The 19052-nt window shown below is 54.4% G+C and carries 21 protein-coding genes and 1 pseudogene; 13 read left to right on the top strand and 9 right to left on the bottom strand.

Annotation, left to right across the window (positions count from 1 at the left end):
* Window positions 1–29 precede the first annotated feature (29 nt).
* Window positions 30–701: pseudogene (locus tag DK507_RS08175) on the top strand (ATP-binding protein); the annotation flags it as partial.
* Between the two features lie 130 nt (window positions 702–831).
* Here DK507_RS08175 and DK507_RS08170 read toward each other — a convergent pair.
* Together DK507_RS08170 and DK507_RS08165 are read right to left on the bottom strand one after the other, a co-directional pair.
* Window positions 832–1254, bottom strand: coding sequence for a polymer-forming cytoskeletal protein (locus DK507_RS08170; RefSeq protein WP_254054305.1), 423 nt, complete (start codon window positions 1252–1254; stop codon window positions 832–834).
* Window positions 1247–2443 carry a M23 family metallopeptidase gene (locus DK507_RS08165; protein ID WP_109355875.1) on the bottom strand — a complete coding sequence of 399 codons (1197 nt, stop codon included), beginning with the start codon at window positions 2441–2443 and terminating at the stop codon, window positions 1247–1249. Before DK507_RS08165 ends, DK507_RS08170 begins: the two co-directional genes overlap by 8 nt.
* A 256-nt stretch (window positions 2444–2699) precedes the next feature.
* Between DK507_RS08165 and DK507_RS08160 the strand changes: the two genes are divergently transcribed.
* The 10 genes from DK507_RS08160 (at window position 2700) to DK507_RS08115 (ending at window position 10327) form a co-directional block, all read left to right on the top strand.
* Window positions 2700–3953, top strand: a complete 1254-nt coding sequence (locus tag DK507_RS08160; RefSeq protein ID WP_109355874.1) for a glutamate-5-semialdehyde dehydrogenase — start codon at window positions 2700–2702, stop codon at window positions 3951–3953.
* Window positions 3953–4396 (top strand): hypothetical protein, encoded by a 444-nt coding sequence (locus tag DK507_RS08155; protein ID WP_109355873.1) that lies wholly within the window; start codon window positions 3953–3955, stop codon window positions 4394–4396. The genes DK507_RS08160 and DK507_RS08155 overlap by 1 nt, the downstream gene beginning before the upstream one ends.
* A complete protein-coding gene (locus DK507_RS08150) occupies window positions 4393–5034 on the top strand; it encodes a nicotinate-nucleotide adenylyltransferase (protein ID WP_109355872.1) in 642 nt (213 codons plus the stop codon). The genes DK507_RS08155 and DK507_RS08150 overlap by 4 nt, the downstream gene beginning before the upstream one ends.
* 95 nt (window positions 5035–5129) lie before the next feature.
* The gene (rsfS, locus tag DK507_RS08145) at window positions 5130–5456 is read left to right on the top strand and encodes a ribosome silencing factor (protein ID WP_109356228.1); all 327 of its coding nucleotides are present in this window, start codon (window positions 5130–5132) and stop codon (window positions 5454–5456) included.
* A gap of 18 nt (window positions 5457–5474) precedes the next feature.
* Window positions 5475–5897, top strand: coding sequence for a 23S rRNA (pseudouridine(1915)-N(3))-methyltransferase RlmH (locus tag DK507_RS08140; protein ID WP_109355871.1), 423 nt, complete (start codon window positions 5475–5477; stop codon window positions 5895–5897).
* Window positions 5898–5900: 3 nt separating this feature from the next.
* The gene (locus tag DK507_RS08135) at window positions 5901–7097 is read left to right on the top strand and encodes a murein hydrolase activator EnvC (protein ID WP_109355870.1); all 1197 of its coding nucleotides are present in this window, start codon (window positions 5901–5903) and stop codon (window positions 7095–7097) included.
* A gap of 117 nt (window positions 7098–7214) precedes the next feature.
* Window positions 7215–8579: a S41 family peptidase gene (locus DK507_RS08130; protein WP_109355869.1), complete on the top strand. Its 1365-nt coding sequence runs from the start codon at window positions 7215–7217 to the stop codon at window positions 8577–8579.
* 10 nt (window positions 8580–8589) lie between these two features.
* Window positions 8590–9069: a disulfide bond formation protein B gene (locus tag DK507_RS08125; protein WP_109355868.1), complete on the top strand. Its 480-nt coding sequence runs from the start codon at window positions 8590–8592 to the stop codon at window positions 9067–9069.
* A gap of 11 nt (window positions 9070–9080) precedes the next feature.
* Window positions 9081–9617, top strand: a complete 537-nt coding sequence (locus DK507_RS08120; RefSeq protein WP_254054304.1) for a demethoxyubiquinone hydroxylase family protein — start codon at window positions 9081–9083, stop codon at window positions 9615–9617.
* Between the two features lie 53 nt (window positions 9618–9670).
* Window positions 9671–10327, top strand: a complete 657-nt coding sequence (locus DK507_RS08115; RefSeq protein WP_216822361.1) for a hypothetical protein — start codon at window positions 9671–9673, stop codon at window positions 10325–10327.
* Window positions 10328–10335: 8 nt separating this feature from the next.
* Here the strand turns inward: DK507_RS08115 and DK507_RS08110 are convergent, their stop codons facing one another.
* The 6 genes from DK507_RS08110 to DK507_RS08085 form a co-directional block, all read right to left on the bottom strand.
* The gene (locus DK507_RS08110; protein WP_109355867.1) at window positions 10336–10803 is read right to left on the bottom strand and encodes a hypothetical protein; all 468 of its coding nucleotides are present in this window, start codon (window positions 10801–10803) and stop codon (window positions 10336–10338) included.
* Window position 10804: 1 nt separating this feature from the next.
* A complete protein-coding gene (locus tag DK507_RS08105; RefSeq protein ID WP_109355866.1) occupies window positions 10805–12574 on the bottom strand; it encodes a DUF885 family protein in 1770 nt (589 codons plus the stop codon).
* A gap of 83 nt (window positions 12575–12657) precedes the next feature.
* Window positions 12658–14175 (bottom strand): PH domain-containing protein, encoded by a 1518-nt coding sequence (locus DK507_RS08100; protein WP_109355865.1) that lies wholly within the window; start codon window positions 14173–14175, stop codon window positions 12658–12660.
* A complete protein-coding gene (locus DK507_RS08095; RefSeq protein WP_254054303.1) occupies window positions 14172–14708 on the bottom strand; it encodes a PH domain-containing protein in 537 nt (178 codons plus the stop codon). The genes DK507_RS08100 and DK507_RS08095 overlap by 4 nt, the downstream gene beginning before the upstream one ends.
* A 53-nt stretch (window positions 14709–14761) precedes the next feature.
* A complete protein-coding gene (locus tag DK507_RS08090; protein ID WP_109355864.1) occupies window positions 14762–15766 on the bottom strand; it encodes a nitronate monooxygenase family protein in 1005 nt (334 codons plus the stop codon).
* 3 nt (window positions 15767–15769) lie between these two features.
* Window positions 15770–17038 carry an aspartate kinase gene (locus DK507_RS08085; protein ID WP_109355863.1) on the bottom strand — a complete coding sequence of 423 codons (1269 nt, stop codon included), beginning with the start codon at window positions 17036–17038 and terminating at the stop codon, window positions 15770–15772.
* Window positions 17039–17110: 72 nt separating this feature from the next.
* Between DK507_RS08085 and ubiG the strand changes: the two genes are divergently transcribed.
* Both ubiG and DK507_RS08075 read left to right on the top strand, forming a co-directional pair.
* The gene (gene ubiG / locus DK507_RS08080; protein ID WP_109355862.1) at window positions 17111–17872 is read left to right on the top strand and encodes a bifunctional 2-polyprenyl-6-hydroxyphenol methylase/3-demethylubiquinol 3-O-methyltransferase UbiG; all 762 of its coding nucleotides are present in this window, start codon (window positions 17111–17113) and stop codon (window positions 17870–17872) included.
* Window positions 17869–18336 (top strand): GNAT family N-acetyltransferase, encoded by a 468-nt coding sequence (locus DK507_RS08075; protein WP_109355861.1) that lies wholly within the window; start codon window positions 17869–17871, stop codon window positions 18334–18336. The genes ubiG and DK507_RS08075 overlap by 4 nt, the downstream gene beginning before the upstream one ends.
* Here DK507_RS08075 and DK507_RS08070 read toward each other — a convergent pair.
* Window positions 18333–19004: a glutathione S-transferase family protein gene (locus DK507_RS08070; protein ID WP_109355860.1), complete on the bottom strand. Its 672-nt coding sequence runs from the start codon at window positions 19002–19004 to the stop codon at window positions 18333–18335. The two genes, DK507_RS08075 and DK507_RS08070, sit on opposite strands and share 4 nt — an antisense overlap.
* Window positions 19005–19052 lie beyond the last annotated feature (48 nt).

The following is a 19052-nucleotide window of genomic DNA, read 5'->3' as shown; positions in this document are numbered from 1 at the left end:
TGGAGTATCATAGAGTTTGGCGTTTAACAGGCGGCCTGAAAGTGCGTCCTGGCGAGGTCAGCCTCGCTCATTTAGGCGTGTTGTTTCTTGATGAACTGCCGGAATTCCAACGCACCGTGCTGGATTCGCTGCGCCAACCGCTGGAAACCGGAGAGGTGAGCGTAGCGCGGGCGAACGCCCATGTTACTTTTCCAGCACGTGTGCAGATGGTGGCGGCGATGAATCCGTGCCGCTGCGGGCATCTTGGCGATGCGAGCCTTGCCTGTTCACGCGCGCCGAAATGTGCAGCTGATTATCAGGCCAAAGTTTCCGGACCCCTGCTCGACCGAATCGATTTGCACATTGAGGTGGAAGCCTTGTCAGCGGCCGATCTTACGATGCCGGCCCCTGCCGAAGGCTCGGCTGCGGTTGCGGCCAGAGTGACCAAGGCGCGGCGCGTGCAGAGTGAGCGCTATACTGATCTCGATGCTCGGACCAACGCTGAAATTAACGGCGATGCGCTGGAAAAACATGCGACACCGGATGAGGCCGGGCGGCAGTTGCTGGCACAAGCTGCAGAAGCCATGCGGCTATCCGCCCGCAGTTATACCCGGGTCCTTCGCGTGTCCAGGACGATAGCTGATCTGGCGGACGCCAAACAGATCGGGCGGATCCATGTTGCAGAAGCCCTCAGCTATCGTCGGCAAGCACCGGTTAGCTAGACAGTGGTGGCATGCGCGTGACCCGCCGCTTTCCTAAAGGCTGCGCACCAGATTTGATCAAATGCAAAAAGCGCAAAATGGCCGAAAGGACATCATGCGCTTTGCAAAGTTCACAAGAGAAGCTGTTTTCTTAAGCGGCCTTGTCGTCCGAAGTCAGCTCCAATGGTGGCGACTTTTTCGCCATGTCCACGGTTGTCTTGGCAAGGTTTGGCGATTTGGCGCTCTTATGTTTGAATTTGCCGTCGACATGTCCGCCTTGTTCAATGGTGACATTTTCATAAGACACATCACCGCCAATACGAGCGCTGGAGCTGATTACCAGATCGCCGGCTTCAATCGAGCCTTCGACTGAACCAGACAGGCTGGCATTCTGCGCAACAATTGCGCCTTGAATTTTGCTCGATGGGCCTTGGACCAGAGACAGGCATCTGATGTCGCCAATGACCTCGCCGTCAATATGCAAATCGACCTTGGCTTCAATATTGCCGGTAATTACAATGCCGTCGCCGATGATGGAGAAGCTTGATCCGTTGCTTGCACTGCTTCTAGCCACGGCTGGAGCCTGACTTTTCGGCACGCTTCTTTGGTGCGTTGGTTCGCTGTCTTGCGACGGCTTGGATTTTGAGAACATCTGTATTCGCCTCCAGAAATGGTCGGGGGTTCACCGCTTTGCCGTTCAGCCGCACTTCAAAATGAAGATGTGTGCCAGTTGATCGCCCAGTGCTTCCCATAGCCCCCACTTGTAATCCTTGTTTCACTTTTTGACCAGTGGTCACATGAACTTTGGAAAGATGTGCATAGCGCGTCATCAGGCCGTTGCCATGCGTAATTTCCACCGTTTTGCCATAGCCGGATTTCCATCCGGCATAGCTAACCGTGCCTCGTGCCGCAGATAATATCGGCTGGCCATACGGTCCCTTAAAATCAATGCCATTATGCATCGCGCCGCCGCCGGTAAATGGATCGCGGCGATAACCGTAATTGCTTGACATCATGGTAATATCTGCTGGCATCGCCGAAGGTATGGTCAGCAATGTCCGTTCCAGCTGATCCATTCGCAGCAAGGCGTTGTTTAACCGCTCGAGCGTGGGATGCAGTTCTTTTTCGCCATCGGCAAAAAACGGAATCAGCGGACCACCGACTGCTTCATTGGATGTGGCCGAGAGGGTTGCAGGATTAAGCCCAAATTCGCGAATCGCTGCTTCGGCGCGCGCGGTGCGCTTCATGGCGGCACGCGTTAGTTTGTGGGCAAAAGCAATTTGCCGGGCTTCAAGCCGGGCCAGTTCAGCGGCTTCTGGAAAAGCGGCGCTGATTTTCTTGGTATTTTCGGAGAGTTCTTTTTCCGTCTCGGTCAGGCTTTGGCTTTCTGCAGCCGTTTCTTCGCCAATAAATTGCTGGGTTATCTGCTCCATCGCATCCTGCCGCTGGATCAGGTCTTTGGCCACGCCGTCGATCGATTCCTTATATGCGGCAACCCGATTTTCGCTGCTGTTTACAGCGGCTTCTTTTTCCGCCAGCGCCATCCGCTCGCTGGTCACGGTCAGTTGATTGACCGTCATCGCCAAAGTGATCAACAGCCAAAGGCCAATGACTGAGGCTGCGGTTATAGCGACACGTTTTTGGAGCGTCCCTGAAATTGTAAGGAACCGGACCTGTCCGTTTGCGCGCATGAAAAACTCGCGATCGGTAAACAAATGATCCAGCCGGGCCAAAAGCCCTCCCTTGGTTTTGTGATTTTGCATGACCCGAAATTACTCTTACTAATCCCCGATCAGCGGTTAGCAGAGGGTCGTTAACGGGGCGAATCCTCTTCACACGACTCGTGACGAGTCGAAACAGGGATGCGGTGAGCTGCGAAATTAATGTAAAATTAACCGACAGTAATGGGTTTTTTCGATTCGTTTGTGCGATTTGTCACTTTCATGGTGACTTATTTTGACGTCAGATTGATTCTGATTTTTGCTTATCGGAAAGCAATAGCCATGCTAGCAGATGCGGATGAGTGAACATCAGCAACTTATGACCAATATGGGCCAGCGCGCACGTACCGCCTTTGCGGTCCTGTCCGGCGTGGCAAGCGCGCAGAAAGCGCGGGCTTTAACCGCGGCGGCAGCGCAATTACACGCCCATCAATCCGAGATTTTGGCCGCTAATATTCAGGATATGGATAACGGTCGCGCAAACGGTTTGAATGACGCCATGCTCGATCGACTTATGATCAATGAAGAGCGGCTTGACGCCATTGCGTCGGCGGTGGAGGAGGTCGCGGCACTGCCCGATCCTGTCGGAGCAGTTATTGACCGAAATGAGCGGCCCAACGGCCTGATCATGGAGCGGGTGCGGGTGCCGCTTGGCGTCATCGGTATCATCTACGAAAGCCGCCCCAATGTGACGGCAGACGCAGCGGCTTTGGGGCTGCGATCGGGTAATGCCGTCATCCTGCGCGGCGGATCAGAGGCGATTGAAAGCAATCGGGCAATTCACAAGGCAATGGTTGCAGGTTTGGTGGAAGAAGGGTTACCAGAAGATGCCATCCAGCTGGTCCAAACGACCGACCGCGCAGCCGTTGGGGCGATGCTGAAAGCCTCTGGCCTCATTGACATCATCATTCCGCGCGGTGGCAAATCTCTCGTGGCGCGAGTGCAGGAAGAGGCTCGCGTGCCAGTCCTCGCGCACCTCGATGGCATTTGTCACACTTATATCGGCAAGGCGGCCGACCAAGACAAAGCAATTGCCATCGCGGTCAACGCCAAGATGCGTCGCACCGGGGTTTGTGGAGCGATGGAAACATTGCTGATCGATCAGGACTATCCCGCTCCCGGGCCATTGTTAAGAGCGCTGCTTGACGAAGGATGCGAAATACGCGGCGACGATGCGATCATGGAACTTGATCCGCGCACTGTATCTGCGGATGCCCAAGACTGGGATACGGAATATCTGGCACCTATTGTGTCTGCAAGGATGATAGGCGGTGTGGACGAGGCGCTCGCTCATATTGCCGATCATGGTTCGCACCATACCGATGTGGTCGTGACCGAGGACGAAGCGGTGGCCAATCAGTTCATCCAACATGCGGACAGTGCGATCGTGATGTGGAATGCTTCCAGCCAATTTGCCGATGGTGGCGAATTCGGGCTCGGCGCAGAGATCGGCATTTCCACCGGCCGCCTGCATGCCCGCGGCCCCGTCGCACTGGAAGGACTGACGACCTATAAATGGGTCGTACGCGGAACGGGGCAGATACGGCCTTGATGTTTGCGACATTGGACTTCGGACAAAAGCTACTCGTTGTCGGCGGGATATTGAGTCTGATTGCCAGCCTTCTTCACGTTGGCGTAATTATTGGTGGCCCGGATTGGTATCGATTTTTCGGTGCGGGCGAAGACATGGCTCAATTGGCGGAAAGAGGATCGCTTTATCCGGTCCTGATAACCATGGGAATTGCATCGATTATAGCGATTTGGGCTTGGTTTGCATTCGCCGGAGCTGGGCTCGTTTGGAAGCCACCGCTGCTGCGAACCGGTTTGGTTGTCATAAGCGTGGTCTATCTGGCACGCGGCCTAATAATATTCCCTATGGCTTTATTTGTCCCCGAGAAGATCAATAGTTTCGCCGTTTGGAGTTCGCTGATTGTACTGATCTATGGACTTTTCTATGCGGTGGGTACCTGGAAAAGCTGGTCATCCCTGTCATGAAAACCACAGGCCTTCTGGGCGGTTCCTTTAACCCTGCCCATGGTGCGCATCGCTCGATCAGCCTGTTTGCGATGGAGGAACTGGCGCTCGACGAACTATGGTGGTTGGTATCGCCCGGTAATCCGCTGAAAGAAGGTTCCAAAGACATGGCGCCGCTTGGTGCGCGGTTGGCATCGGCCCGAAAAATGGCGAGACGTAGTGCCATTAAGCCAACGGCTATCGAACAGATGCTTGGCACCCGATACACTTATGATACTCTTCGTGCGTTGGTTCACCGCTATCCGAAACGGCAATTTGTGTGGATCATGGGAGCCGACAATTTGGCGCAATTTCACCGCTGGAAAGACTGGCGGAAAATAGCCCGTTTATTGCCGATTGCAGTTATTGCGCGGCCCGGCTATAATGATGATGCTCTTGCGGCACCCGCAATGGCATGGCTCCGGCGCTCCGTCCGGCCCGCGAGCCAGCGTATGAACTGGACTGAATGGAGTACGCCAGCGCTGACATTTTTGCGCTATCGTCCCGACCCTCGCTCGGCCACCGCGATCCGGATGGCCCGGCCCCATTGGCACCGGCAATATGCAAATCACTGCGTTCGCGACGCTGTGACGCGTAGATTGATTTGCCAGACAGATTGATAGGATTTGAATTGACGAAATCAAAAAGCAAAGCACTGAAATCCGCTGATTCCAAAGAAGGAAAAGCCGAATCAGATGCCCTTTATGCTCTCGTGATGAAATCGCTCGACGATGATCAGGCGCAGGATATTGTGACGATCGGACTTGAGGGCAAAAGCAATATTGCCGATCATATGGTGATCGCTGAAGGGCGTTCCACCCGGCAGGTCGCATCAATGGCCCAGAAACTGGTGGAGCGCATCAAGCAAGCTGGCGGAGAGGCACGTATCGAGGGTCTCGCCAATGCTGACTGGGTTTTGATTGATGCGGGTGATGTGATTGTTCACCTCTTCCGCCCCGAAGTGCGCAGTTTCTACAATCTGGAGCGCATGTGGGCGGTGGGTGAAGAAGATGCGCCAGAAGCCGAGGCTGCAGAAGTCTAACCAGGGCGGTTTTCAAACATGAGGCTTCATATCGTCGCTCGCGGAAAAATCGGCCGCAGTCCCGAACAGGAGCTGGTGGAACGTTATGTCAAGCGGATCAATTGGGATGTGAAGCTGAGTGAGTTGCCTGAAAAAGGTGGAAAAACGCCGAAAATAGGCGATCAGACGAAAATCATCGCACTTGATGAAACCGGAGAGAACTGGACCAGCAAGGCCTTTGCAAAGGTTTTGAATGGCTGGCGCGACAACGGGGTGCGCGAGGCGCGCTTCCTTATCGGAGCGGCGGACGGTTTGACTGAAGAAGAGCGCAGCAGCGCCGACCTTTTTTTCTCCTTTGGCAAGGCAACCTGGCCACATCTGATGGCCAGAGCCATGCTGGCCGAGCAGCTGTTTCGGGCGACTGCAATCATCGCCAATCATCCTTATCATCGAGAGGGCTAAGGAGTGCCGCGCTGGCTTTTCCTGCTGCTCGGCCTAGCCGCCATCGGTGCTTTTTTTGCAGGGACTCTGACTGCTCAAACCCCCGGACCGTCACTAGAAGAACAACAGCGATCCCTGGTTTCCGCTCGCGAACAATCGGATAAGGCCCGTCAACGCAGCGATGCTTTGCGCCGTCAGGCGGAGGCGTCAACCAATGAAGCAGACCGGATCGGGATCGAAGCGGCCGCGCTCGCCGCGCGCATACAGGCCGCAGAAGCCGATATCCGTGCGGCACGATCCCGTATTGCGATTGTTGAACGCTTGCAGCAGCGTCAGCGCGCCCGGTTGGCCGAGAAACAAGGGCCGGTGGTACGACTGACCGCCGCACTGCAGATGATGACCCGTAAACCCACCGCACTGGCTTTGGTCGAACCGCGGTCACTCGATGAACTCATCTACATCCGCTCCATCATGTCGACAGTGGTTCCCGAGATCGAACAGCGTACCGCCAATTTGCGCCGCGAAGTGCAGCAGGGCGAAAAGTTGCGAGCGCAGTCTGCCCGGGCAATAGCTTCGCTGAATGAAAGCCAGCAACGCCTGGCACAGCGGCGTAAACAGCTGGCCGGTTTGCAAGCCAATGAACGGATTGAGGCCCGGCAATTTTCGGATGATGCCGGTCTGGAACAGGATCGCGCTCTGGCCTTGGGCGAAGAAGCAAGGGATATACTCGACCTGATGGATCAAATTCGCGAAAGCGGCGCCGTTCGCGAATCGCTGTCCCGGCTGGATGGGCCGCTGTTGCGTCCCAACCAGAATGGCGATGGTCCTGTCCGCAACCGCGCGCGTCCGGCCGACGTTGCAAACGCCTATCGATTGCCGGTTGTTGGCGATATCGTGACGGGTTTGGGTGAAATATCAGATAGTGGTTATCGTTCCCGCGGTCTGACCATAGCGGTAGATCCAGGGGCTCAGATAGTCGCACCCGCGGCGGGGCGGGTCGCTTTTGCCGGGCGCTATCGCGACTACGGGAATATCCTTATCATCGAACATGACGAGAAATGGACCAGCCTGATCACCAATATGGCGACGACCAGTGCAACCGTGGGTGATGAAGTGGTTCAAGGAGCTCCAATTGGCCGATCAGGCCAAAATGACCCCGAAGTGACCGTGGAACTGCGGCGCAATGGGCGTCCGATCGATATTGCCGCTCTTGTGGGATGAAATGGCCAGTAAAATGACGTTCGTCGATGATTAACGTCATAGTTGGTTAAGGTCCTTGGCATTATCGCATTTTCAGGCCTATATTTATGGCATATCAAGACTCACAGGATTTTGACTATGAAAAAGCCCTTTCTGCAAGCAACCGCTCTGGTTCTGACCGTCGCGCTGTTGCCCGCAACCACGTCTGCCATTTCTGCTGTCGATGCGAATACCTATCGCGAGATGGAACAGTTTATGAGCGTGTTTGACCGGGTTCGGACGGATTATGTCGATCAGGTGGACGATGCGGACCTGATAAAAGGGGCGATCAACGGCATGCTCGGCAGCCTTGATCCGCACAGCAGTTTTTTGGATGCGCGTGATTTTGAAAATCTGCGGACGCAGACAGACGGTAATTATGGCGGTCTAGGCCTTTCTGTGACGATGGAAGATGGTGCTGTCAAAGTGATCGCACCGTTCAAGGACACACCAGCGGATAAAGCCGGTGTGAAGGCTGGCGACTATATTACCCACATTAACGGAGCGCTGATCTACGGCGGATCGCTTGATGAAGCGGTTGAGGAGATGCGCGGTAAGCCGGGTTCTCCTATCGAATTGACAATTGTACGCCCCGGCCGGGACAAACCGTTTGACGTTTCCATGAACCGTGCGGTTATTGACCTGAAACCTGTCACTTGGGAAGTCAAAGACAAGGTTGGTGTGATCAGTATCAACAGCTTCTCAAACGACACTGGTGCGGACGTGAAAGCTGCTATTGTCGGTATCGACAAGGCGCTTGGAAAAAAACCATTGGGTTATGTTCTCGACATGCGTTCCAATCCCGGCGGCCTGCTTGATGAAGCAGTCAACGTATCTGACGTGTTCCTGTCGCGCGGAGAAATTGTGTCGCAGCGCGGTCGCGGAAAATCCGACATTGAACGCTATTTTGCAAAAAGTGGTGATGCGGCCAATGGCTTGCCGGTTATCGTCCTGATCGATGCGGGTTCCGCCTCGGCTTCGGAGATTGTTGCCGGCGCCTTGCAGGACCATCATCGCGGTCTGGTCATGGGTGAACGCAGCTTTGGTAAGGGATCGGTGCAGACATTGCTGCCGCTCTCCAATACCTCTGCTCTGCGCCTGACCACGGCGCGCTATTACACGCCGTCTGGTAAATCGGTGCAGGAAGGCGGAATTGAACCGGATATCATGGTCCCGCAATTATCGGATCCTGATTACAAAACCCGTCCGCGTTTCCGTGAGTCCGATTTGCGCAGGCATCTTATCAACGAAGTGAAGCTGGAAGATGACGTGTTGGAAGAAGACGCCAAGGATGATCCCCGTTTCACGCAAACGGCCGAAGAGCTGGAAAAAGAAGGCATTGAAGATTTTCAGCTGCATTATGCTTTACAAACCATTGGTCGTTTGGGGCCAGAAGGTCTGAAAGTAGCTATGAACAAAGCTGCGGCAAAAAAGCCTGCGAAACCGGTAACTGCTAAAAACTAGGAAGCCGGATATGGCCCTTTCCCGTGCAGCCTTATGGCTGTCTTTGATCATCCCGTCATCTTTGCTCGGTGGGGCTTTGATCAGCGAGTATGGCTTTGGCCTTTATCCTTGCGAAATGTGTATGTGGCAGCGTTGGCCGCATCTCGCGGCAATAATTTTTGCAATGGGTGCACTGCTTTTGCGCAAGCAGACGGCTTCCTTGTTGCTCCTGCTTTTGGCCGCTGTGGGTATTTTGACCAGCGGCTTGATTGGTGGTTTCCACGCCGGAGTTGAATATGGCTGGTGGGAAGGGATCACGTCCTGCGCAACCAGCGTCCCAGCTGGCGGTGATATGCTCGATTCGATCATGAACGCGCCGTTGGTGCGCTGTGATGTTGCGCCATGGTCCCTGTTTGGAATTTCTCTGGCCGGATATAATTTCCTCTTGTCTGTTGGCGGCGCGATGCTCATCTTGGTGTTGATGGCAATGGGCCGGAAAGACGGGGCCTGAAAGGACACGCAATGGCTGAGACATTGGGAAAAGCAAAACCGGATATCGCCTCGATGATCCGGGTAAATCAGGCCGGTGAATATGGCGCGGCGCAAATTTACAAGGGCCAGCTTGCCGTAATGGGAGATGACGCGCCGGACAGCAGTGCAATCCACCATATGGCAGAGCAGGAACAGCGGCATCTGGATGCATTTGACCAAATGATTGTTGAACGCAACGTCCGGCCAACCGTGCTGCAACCCTTCTGGAAAGTGGCGGGTTATGCGCTTGGTGCAGGTACTGCTATCATGGGACCGCGCGCCGCTATGGCTTGTACCGCCGCAGTTGAGACGGAAATTGACCTGCATTACCAGGAACAGATGGAGCAGCTGGAATCGGAAAACGATCCGGAATTGCTCAGTAAGATTGCGGAGTTTCGCGAAGAGGAACTGGAGCATAAGCAGACAGCGATTGAGGCGGGCGCGGAAGATACCCCTGGCTATCCCGTACTAAGCGCTGCCATTCGGTTGGGGTGTAAGGTCGCGATCGGGCTTTCAAAACGGTTCTGACTGGATTATTGCCCTTCAGCACGGGTTCATTCAGTCGCTGGCAAAGGATGAATATGACAAAAATAGCTTCATTTTCGGCACCCCTGCTGTTTGCAGGTGTGATGTTGGCACCACCCGCCATGGCGCAGGATGCTGGCGGCGATCGGGTCAATCAACTGGTCATCTATGGTGATGACCCTTGCCCGCAAAGCACCGACGGCGAAATAGTTGTTTGCGCTCGCAAGGATGAATCGGAACGTTACCGGATTCCCGAAACACTTCGCGACAATCCCAATGATGCCAAAAACGAAGCCTGGTCACAGCGTGTACGGGCCTATGAATATGTCGGCAAAGACGGCACGCAAAGCTGTTCGCCTACCGGAGCTGGTGGTTTCACCGGTTGTACGCAGCGGTTGCTGCGTCAGGCCTATGCCGAAAAAGGGCAGGATGACACCGTCAATTGGGGTCGGTTGATCGAAGAGGAGCGTCAGAAGCGGCTGGCCCGGATTGATAGCGAAGCCGAAGCGGTCGAGGAGCGGTTGCGCGAGATTGAAGCACAACGTGAAGCACGTGAAGCCGGAGCCGCCGAAGCGCGCGCGCGGCTTGAAGCACAGGACGCCGCGGCTCTGGAAAAGCAGGAAGCCGGTACTCGAGCGGATAACGATCTGGCTGTACCACCCGGTGCCGATGAAACGCCGCCGCCTGTTCCTGTGGATGACGAAGGCCAATAGGCTGTTTGTTAGTTTTTAGCGGCTAGGCTTTCTAGGGACTTTTCCAAGTCTTCCATAAACTGAGCTTCAATTGGTTTGTCCAGTTTGTCGTTAAAGTTGAATGCGGTCAGGTTCCAGCCCTCTTTTCCTTGATAGAATTTAAGCTCTAAGGACATAGCGTATTTTTCTTGAAAGACGATATAGCTATGCTCGACATACCGGCTTGAAGCATGGCGCGAACCGACCAGCTCCCACCCCTCGACCCGTCCATAGCTGGAGAAAAGCGTGTTGAGGGTATTGATCAAATTGGTCTTTTCGGCAGGTCCCGTTGATATCAAGGGCGCTTTTGCCAAAATGTTTTCCACGACATTGGTTGCATCACCGGCCTTGAGGTCTGCCAATACAGTATTGGCTATGGTATCAGGAGTGGTCTGTGCAAGAGAAGGCGTAGCGATTGCAAGGCTAGCGATCGCCCATGATATGTGAAAAATACTCATCCTATTTCTTCCCTTCGATCCAGCGATTTACCTGGGCCTCCAGCATATCGAGCGGGACAGCGCCCTGGCCGAGGACAACATCATGAAATTCACGCAGATCAAATCTTGCGCCTAAAGTTTCAGTCGCTTTGGTCCGCAGCTCACGAATTTTGAGTTCGCCCATTTTATAGGCCAGCGCCTGTCCGGGCCAGCTGATATAGCGGTTCACTTCTGCCTCGATATTGGCGGTGCTCAGCGCAGTGTTGTCGGTCATGAAATCAATCGCCCGCTGCTTGCTCCAACCCTTTGAGTGTATACCGGTATCGACCACTAACCGCGTGGCGCGCCACATTTCGTAGGATAGCCGGCCCATATCTTTGGCTGGTGTATCATAAAGGCCCATTTCTATACCTAGGCGCTCGGAATAGAGGCCCCAGCCTTCAACAAATGCAGTGAAAAATGCGCCATACTTGCGGAAATCGGGCATGTCGAGTTCCTGCTGCAAGGCAATCTGCATATGATGGCCAGGCACCGCTTCATGAACGCTGAGCGCAGGGATTTCCCAGAATGGCCGCTGGTCCAGCTTGGACGTGTTGACATAGTAGAAACCGGCAATGCCGACATCGGGTGATCCCGGATTATAGTAAGCCGTGGTGGTGCCTTCGGCCGTTTCCGCCGGTATCTCTTTGATGCCGTAGGGCAAACGTGCAAGCTTGCCGATAATTGACGGCATTTTGCCATCGATGAGTTTCGTCACCCGCGCCACTTTTTCCATCAGCTCTTCGGGCGTCTTGGCATAATATTTGGGGTTGGTCCGCAGGTCCTGAATAAAGGCTTCGCGTGTCTCAAAACCGGCCTGTTTGGCAACCTCCACCATTTCGGTCCGGATGCGGGCGACTTCGGACAGGCCGATATTGTGAATCTCGTCGGCCGACTTGTTCGTGGTCGTCATCTGGCGAATGCGAAAATCATAATATTTGTCTCCGCCAGGCTGGGCAGATACGCCGGGCGCCTTTGCGCAATTGGGAGCATATTGGCTATTGTACCAGTTCAAATGCTCGGTCAGCGCAGGATTTATGACGGCGGTAATTGTGTTCGAGGCATCAGCTGCGATCTGGTCGAACGTCGCTTGATCAATTCCATCGGGTTTGGTCCGCTTGAACGGCTCAAAAAAGCGTGATTCTTTCGGATCTTCCTTGATGAGCCCGGAAATGCTGGTCTCATAGCCGACCATCGAGACACATGGCTGGACATAGCCGCCTTGCAGCGCCTGATTGGCAACAGATATCGATTGCCTGTGGACAATCCCGTATTTTTGCAGGCGGCTTACATAAGTTCGATAATCCGCCGCGGTGCGAAATGGCAGGTTGTTCTGCATGCTGGCAAAGCTTTGATGCCAGCCGCTGCGATTGGTGAAATTGATGGTACGTTGGCCATAGGTGCTCGCTTCAACCTGTTCGGCCAGGCTACGCCTGAGGATACCGAAGTTGGTTTTATCATCTTCGGACAGGCTGTTTTGATCGATTTTTTCGAGCCGTGCCAGCCAAGCCTTGGCTTTCTCAACCCGCTTGTCTTCAGCTTCCAAGCTTTGATCGGTAACGCGGCCATCGGAATCTGCAACGCCCAGGGAGGAAGCAAATTCGGGATATTGTCCAAGATTGTAGGTCCAGTAATCGTCGATAATCTGATGCAGTTCTGACGATTTGCTTTGACCATGCTCTTGTGCGCGAACCGGTGTGCTGATGGCCAGCGCGGTGAGAGAAACCAATGTGATGAAATGTGCCCGGCGCATGCTGTTCTCCTGCAAGAAATATCTCTTGCAACTATCGAGGATATTCAGCAGCCCCTGTCAAGCGCCATCATTTCAGATCCATGTCAAATCAGCTTTGTGCGCAACGCCATTGCTGATGTGATGGGAATATCATTGATCCTGAGCGGCGCCATGGGTGATCCGCCCGCAATCCCGACTGTAATGGTGGCAAGGTCAAGCGGATGATCCAGAGGAGACTGACTTATGTCAACTGTCTGGACCTTGCGGATGGGCACTATCGTCAATTTCCGCCGCCACCAGCTGGCGCGGACGAACAGCTGGGCCGGTGTCAGGGCATATTGATGATGCCGCCAGTTCAGAAACATCACAGCGATGACCGGAATAGCCAACAGTATCAGTGCATAAAAGCCGGGATGGATTGTGACACCAAGGCCGACGCTCACGGTCGCCAATATTACTGCCAGAATAAGCGCATCGCGCCACCATAATGCCGGATCGACACGTTGGAAAATAAGGTCGGACGACACATTGGCGATCTTGGTTTCAGCCAATATCGCGTCGACTTCGTCCATCTGCGCGCAGGGGGCAGCGCTATGGTCGCTTTCGCCGCTTCCATCACTTGCAAGCGATTGAAACTTCAGGTGATACCAGCCAAAGCGCTGACGGACCGGACCGGTTCTGAGAATGGCCGTCTGCACCCGGTGGATCGGCATGACCATGTCAGTAAGTGTGAACAGGCCGCGCCGACGCCGGAAACCAGGTTGACCTCGATCCACACGATCCAGACGGAAGCCATATTCACGGATGAACGTACGGATGATGCCGCTGCCCGAGCCAACCGCGATCAGGGAAACAAGCGCGCCAATGGCTCCTGCAACCTGTGCCGAAAAGCTGAGACCATTGACCACATCCTGCTCAGACAATTGTTCCAACCAGTATCTGGGATTGAAAAATTCATCTGGCAAAAGGAAATCGAGATTCTGGGCGATAGCCGCCAAAATCGCAAGCAGCACAAAGGAAAAATTGAAAAGCCCGGCGATAAATATTCTCCGGTTGTCCATGGCAAATACCGGCGCTCTCTCTGCTGTTTCCGGGATGTCAGCTTGGATTTGCTCTGCCGTGTTTTTTGCAACGCCCGATTTATAGTCTCGCACTGTATCTCGCAGCGTTTCGGCATCCGCGAGTGCCAGAGCATCAAGCTTGCCATCCTCACTACCACCGGCGCCAGTCTCCAGCTTCACTGTTGCCAATCCCAATATCCGGCTGACAAGCTTTTGCTCCAGACTCACATCCTGAATACGGTCAAACGGGATGGAGCGATTATTGCGGCTGAGCAGGCCGCTTTTGATCCGGATTTCCTTAGGCCCGACATGATAGGTGAAGCGCGACCAGATCAGCGCATTTATCCCGATTATAAAGGCCAATAGGGCTAGGGCCGCCAGACCGGCATAGACGATATTCTGATCAAAAACGCTGAAATAGAGCACACCCATAGCGATCAGATTTTGCCCGATAGCAGCGACGGATTTCAATATGATGCTGAGCGGGTGCAGGCGGCGGAAGGACGCGCTGTCGTTTGCAACCGACTCTTCGGTTGCTGTGGTCAGGGGCGTGTCATTCATATCATGTCTTGGCGAATATGGCCCTTTATCGTGTCGCGCATAACCTCCGCATCAGGGGTGCTCAGGCCTGGCAGGGTAACAATGCTGTTATACGTGCCTGCCGTGTGCACGATCAGGGTCGACAGCCCAAATGCCCGCTGGAAAGGGCCTTGAGCCACGTCGATATGCTGGATGCGGTTAAACGGCACGATCGTATCTGTCCGCCACATGAAGCCGCGCAAAACCCGCAGCTGTTCGTCACCCATGTTATAGCCCCAGCGGCGATAGATGCGGCCGGGCAGCAGGATAACCAGAAACAGCATGATGGTCGTCACCGGTCCGATGATCATGCCGCCAATGCCTGGCAGTTCGTTACGGATCGCAAATTCGACGACGATTGCGGCCACAATCAATATGGCGGCAAGAACAACAATATTCAGGCGGATCAGAGACTTTTGCGGTGGATGCAGCGGTGTCAGCCCTTGGTTATAGGCGCGGGCCTTATCCTGCTCCATTTCTGCAAGCGGGTCAGGAGAGGTAACAGCTTCGGTCATTCGGCAACTATGCCGAAGCTGTGTTATTTAGGCAAGACGGATAGATTTGTGCTCTAGCGCGCCAGCGCTGCCTCCGCTTCTTTCGTCAGCGTCTTTATTATATCCACCACACTTTCCTCGGCCTTGACCATGCCGACCGACTGCCCTGCCATGACGCTGCCATTTTCGACATCGCCGTCGATCACCGCTTTGCGTAGCGCTCCGGCCCAGAAATGTTCGATCTGCAATTGTGCCTCGCCCATTTCAATTTCGCCAGCATCGAGCAACTTGGCGACTTCAATCTGTTTGCGGGTGAATTCTTCGGTGCCTTTGTTTTTGAGAGCGCGCACAGGAATGACCGGCAGGCGCGGGTCGACCTGAACGCTGGTCACAGCATCGCGGGCATTGCCGCGCATGAAGGCTTTTTTGAAATCGGGATGGGCGATGGATTCATGTGCACAGACGAAACGGGTGCCCAGCTGAACACCGCTAGCGCCCATTTCAAGATAGGCGCCAATCATGTCGCCTGTGCCGATGCCGCCAGCCACAAAAACAGGGACCTGATCAGCAATTTGGGGTAGAATTTCCTGTGCCAGAACCGAAGTGGCAACCGGTCCAATGTGGCCGCCCGCTTCCATGCCTTCGATAACAATGGCGTCAACGCCGGAGCGGATGAATTTCTTTGCCAACGCCATCGCGGGGGCGAAACAGATGACCTTCGCGCCGATTTCCTTGATCGCTTCAAGACTACCCTTGGGCGGAAGACCACCGGCCAGCACGACATGGCTGACGTCATGATTGCCGCAGACTTCTATCAGCTTCATAAGGTCAGGATGCATGGTGATCAGATTGACGCCAAAGGGTTTGCTCGTCCGCTTCCGGGTTTCGGCAATTTCCGTATCGAGCAATTCCGGGGTCATCGCGCCGCAGGCAATGACGCCAAAGCCGCCAGCATTGGAAATGGCGCTGACCAGATTGCGCTCGGACACCCAGCTCATAGCTCCGCACATAATTGCAGTCTCGCTGCCAAGCAGATCGGTGCCGCGTTGCATCAACGCGGAGAGTTTGGATTGAGTCATTGGTTAAGCTGCATCCTCTGCATCCAGGCCATAGGCGGTGTGAAGCACTCTGAGTGCCAGTTCGGTATAGTCTTCTTCTATCAGTACGCTGACCTTGATTTCCGACGTTGTAATCGCCTGGATGTTTACACCGCGGTCTGCGAGCGACTTGAACATCGTCGAAGCGACACCGGCATGGCTTTTCATACCAACGCCGACAACCGATATTTTCGCTACGTTCGTGTCGGAAATTAGCCGGTTATAGCCGATACCTTCCTTGGCTTGCTCCAGCACCTGCATCGTCCGGTCGAGATCGCTCGTAGGCGCGGTGAAGGTCACGTCGGTTTCGCCTTTTTCGCGGCCGACGTTCTGAATGATCATATCGACATTGATCGCAGCCTCGGCGAGCGGCTCAAATATATTCGCCACAGCACCCGGTTTGTCCGGCACGCGGGTCAGGGTGATTTTGGATTCATTCTTGTCATGGGCGATGCCCGTGATCAGTTGGCGCTCCATATCCTGTTTCTCCATTTCGCTTTCGCTGACGATCATTGTCCCGGGCAGATCATCGGCAGTGTAGTTGACGCCTTCCTCGGTAAATGAGGAAAGCACCTGAATTTTGACATTTTCTTTCATCGCAAGACCCACTGATCGCGTCTGCAATACTTTTGCGCCGACACTGGCCAATTCCAGCATTTCCTCAAAAGTCACTGTTTTCAACTTGCGTGCCCGGGTCACAATGCGCGGGTCGGTCGTATAAACGCCGTCGACATCTGTATAGATATCGCAGCGATCCGCTTTGACAGCTGCGGCAATGGCCACGGCACTGGTGTCAGATCCGCCGCGGCCCAATGTAGTGATCCGGCCATCTTTGCTAATACCCTGAAAGCCAGGGATGATAGCTATTTCCCCACTTTTCATGGAGGCGGTCAGGTCATCAGCATCGATGGTTTCGATCCGGGCCTTGCTATGCGACTCGATGGTACGGATCGGCATTTGCCAACCCAGCCAACTGCGTGCTTTCGCGCCTAGGGATTGCAAAGCTATGGCGAGCAGGCCGGATGTGACTTGCTCGCCGCTTGCGACCACCACATCATATTCTGCAGCATCATATAACGAACTGGCTTCGCGGCAGAAATTAACCAGTCTGTCGGTGTCGCCGGCCATAGCCGAGACGACCACCGCGACTTCATGCCCGGCGTCGGATTGTTGTTTCACAATCTGCGCGACCCGGCGGATACGTTCGATCCCCGCCATAGACGTGCCACCAAATTTCATCACTATGCGTGCCATGATGCCTGTTATCTGTCTTTCTATTGAAAAAAGGGTCTGAACGAGACGCGCGGGCTGTGATAAAGAGACGTTATGACAAACGCAAGCATCAGCAACAGCCCGGTTTCAGGCGCAACCAAAAGCACGATAAACGCGCAAGAAGCCGCACATTTTGGCGCCTTGGCGGCCGACTGGTGGGATCCGAACGGGTCATCGGCCATGCTCCACCGGCTCAATCCGGTGCGGCTGGGCTACATCCGGGATGCAGTTAACTTGCATTTCGGTATAAAAGCCGATGATTTGAGACCGTTGGCAGGCAAGCGCGCGCTGGATGTCGGTTGCGGTGCCGGACTGGTTTGTGAGCCTATGGCACGCATGGGCGCGCATGTGACCGGGCTCGATGCCGCGCCGGAAAATATCGCGGCGGCAAAGGCGCATGCCGAACCCCAGCGACTGAACATCGATTATCGCAATGTCGGGATAGAAAAGTTCGGAGAAAGTGGTTTCGATCTGGTAACTTCGCTTGAAGTCATCGAGCATGTTGATGATACCGATAGTTTCGTGGCCGGATTGGCCAACGCGCTGGCCGATGATGGCTTGATGATCCTCTCAACCCCCAATCGTACAGCCATGTCGAAGCTAATGTTGGTCGATCTCGCCGAAATGACCGGGCGTATTCCCAAGGGGACACATCATCATGACCAGTTTTTTACGCCCGAAGAGCTAGAAAAACTGCTTGATTCGGCAGGTTTGAAAGTGATGGATACGACTGGCCTGTCGTATAGCCCATCACATGGTTTTTCACTTTCCGACAATCTGGCACTCAATTACCTGATGACCGTGGTGCGTGGATGAATGCCACCATCCGGCCGTTTGTCGCGACCGATAAAGACGCCTGCCTGGCGTTGTTTGACAGCAATGTGCCGCGCTATTTCGATGCAAGCGAGCGGGGTGATTTTTCCAAATTTCTGGATCGGCCGGACGGCGACTATTTTGTCGTTGAGCAGGCTACTGAAATATGCGGCTGCGGCGGCTTTGTGAAAGAAGATCGCGGACAGGCGCGATTTACCTGGGGTATGGTGGACAATGCCCGTCATGGGTCAGGTTTGGGCCGATTGCTGGCCGAATATCGCTTGCGAGCGATCAAAGCGTCAGGCCGCTTTCAAGAGGCGGAACTGTTCACAACCCCGAAGATTGCACCGTTTTTCGCAAAATTCGGTTTCGATATAGTGGATATTGAGAAAGATGGTTTCGCACCTGATATGGACAAGGTGCAGATGATTCTTCGCTTCGCCAGCGATGATTCCAAAGCGTCTTAAAAATCCACTTTCTCGTAATGCGCCGGTGGGGCAATCACTTCCATGCGCTCGGACAATAGAGGACGGAAAGACGGACGCGATTTGAACATCGCATACCAGGCTTTTGTTTGATCATGTCCGGTCCAGTCAATGCCGCCGAGATAATCTGCGACCGATATTTGTGCTGCGGCGGTCAGGTCAGCCAGACTCATCGTTGCACCGGCAAGCCAGCTGCGATGATCAATCAGATAATCGATATAGTCGAGATGGACATTGGCACGCCGCATGGCTTCGCGCAGCAGCTTTGCGTCTGGCGGTTGGCGGTGAACGATGCGCTTGTGCATGCGCTCATAGAGCAACGGCGCGGTGACATCGCCGTAAAATTGCTCGTCAAACCAGGCGACCAGTCGGCGAATTTCGGCACGATTGGTCGCCGTGCCGTTGATCATGGGAGTCTTTTCGACCGTTTCTTCAATATATTCGCAGATCGCTACACTATCGATGAGGATGATATCCCGCTGATCATGGCGCATAACCGGCGTACGGCCCGCCGGGTTCATATCCAGAAACTGATCCCGCTGTTCCCAGGGTGATTCGCGCACCAGTTCATAGCCGACAGATTTTTCGCCCATAAGCAGGCGGACTTTGCGCGAAAACGGACATAGAGGAAACTGGAATAACTGCCACATAACATTGCTGTTAATCGGGTTTTTGCTGCGGGGGAAGGGGCTTGATGC

The organism is Sphingorhabdus sp. EL138, from assembly GCF_900258045.1.
GTDB lineage: Bacteria > Pseudomonadota > Alphaproteobacteria > Sphingomonadales > Sphingomonadaceae > Parasphingorhabdus.
This window is presented reverse-complemented; position numbering and strand designations above follow the sequence as displayed.

Bases quoted from the DNA above. Each gene is read 5' to 3' on its own strand.
- DK507_RS08075 (WP_109355861.1), top strand. From the start codon at position 17,869: ATGAATGCCACCATCCGGCCGTTTGTCGCGACCGATAAAGACGCCTGC.
- DK507_RS08105 (WP_109355866.1), bottom strand. From the start codon at position 12,574: ATGCGCCGGGCACATTTCATCACATTGGTTTCTCTCACCGCGCTGGCC.
- DK507_RS08165 (WP_109355875.1), bottom strand. From the start codon at position 2,443: ATGCAAAATCACAAAACCAAGGGAGGGCTTTTGGCCCGGCTGGATCAT.
- DK507_RS08085 (WP_109355863.1), bottom strand. From the start codon at position 17,038: ATGGCACGCATAGTGATGAAATTTGGTGGCACGTCTATGGCGGGGATC.
- DK507_RS08120 (WP_254054304.1), top strand. From the start codon at position 9,081: ATGGCTGAGACATTGGGAAAAGCAAAACCGGATATCGCCTCGATGATC.
- DK507_RS08115 (WP_216822361.1), top strand. From the start codon at position 9,671: ATGACAAAAATAGCTTCATTTTCGGCACCCCTGCTGTTTGCAGGTGTG.
- DK507_RS08100 (WP_109355865.1), bottom strand. From the start codon at position 14,175: ATGAATGACACGCCCCTGACCACAGCAACCGAAGAGTCGGTTGCAAAC.
- DK507_RS08160 (WP_109355874.1), top strand. From the start codon at position 2,700: ATGAGTGAACATCAGCAACTTATGACCAATATGGGCCAGCGCGCACGT.
- ubiG (WP_109355862.1), top strand. From the start codon at position 17,111: ATGACAAACGCAAGCATCAGCAACAGCCCGGTTTCAGGCGCAACCAAA.
- DK507_RS08070 (WP_109355860.1), bottom strand. From the start codon at position 19,004: ATGTGGCAGTTATTCCAGTTTCCTCTATGTCCGTTTTCGCGCAAAGTC.
- DK507_RS08130 (WP_109355869.1), top strand. From the start codon at position 7,215: ATGAAAAAGCCCTTTCTGCAAGCAACCGCTCTGGTTCTGACCGTCGCG.
- DK507_RS08150 (WP_109355872.1), top strand. From the start codon at position 4,393: ATGAAAACCACAGGCCTTCTGGGCGGTTCCTTTAACCCTGCCCATGGT.
- DK507_RS08095 (WP_254054303.1), bottom strand. From the start codon at position 14,708: ATGACCGAAGCTGTTACCTCTCCTGACCCGCTTGCAGAAATGGAGCAG.
- DK507_RS08125 (WP_109355868.1), top strand. From the start codon at position 8,590: ATGGCCCTTTCCCGTGCAGCCTTATGGCTGTCTTTGATCATCCCGTCA.
- rsfS (WP_109356228.1), top strand. From the start codon at position 5,130: ATGAAATCGCTCGACGATGATCAGGCGCAGGATATTGTGACGATCGGA.
- DK507_RS08140 (WP_109355871.1), top strand. From the start codon at position 5,475: ATGAGGCTTCATATCGTCGCTCGCGGAAAAATCGGCCGCAGTCCCGAA.
- DK507_RS08155 (WP_109355873.1), top strand. From the start codon at position 3,953: ATGTTTGCGACATTGGACTTCGGACAAAAGCTACTCGTTGTCGGCGGG.
- DK507_RS08110 (WP_109355867.1), bottom strand. From the start codon at position 10,803: ATGAGTATTTTTCACATATCATGGGCGATCGCTAGCCTTGCAATCGCT.
- DK507_RS08090 (WP_109355864.1), bottom strand. From the start codon at position 15,766: ATGACTCAATCCAAACTCTCCGCGTTGATGCAACGCGGCACCGATCTG.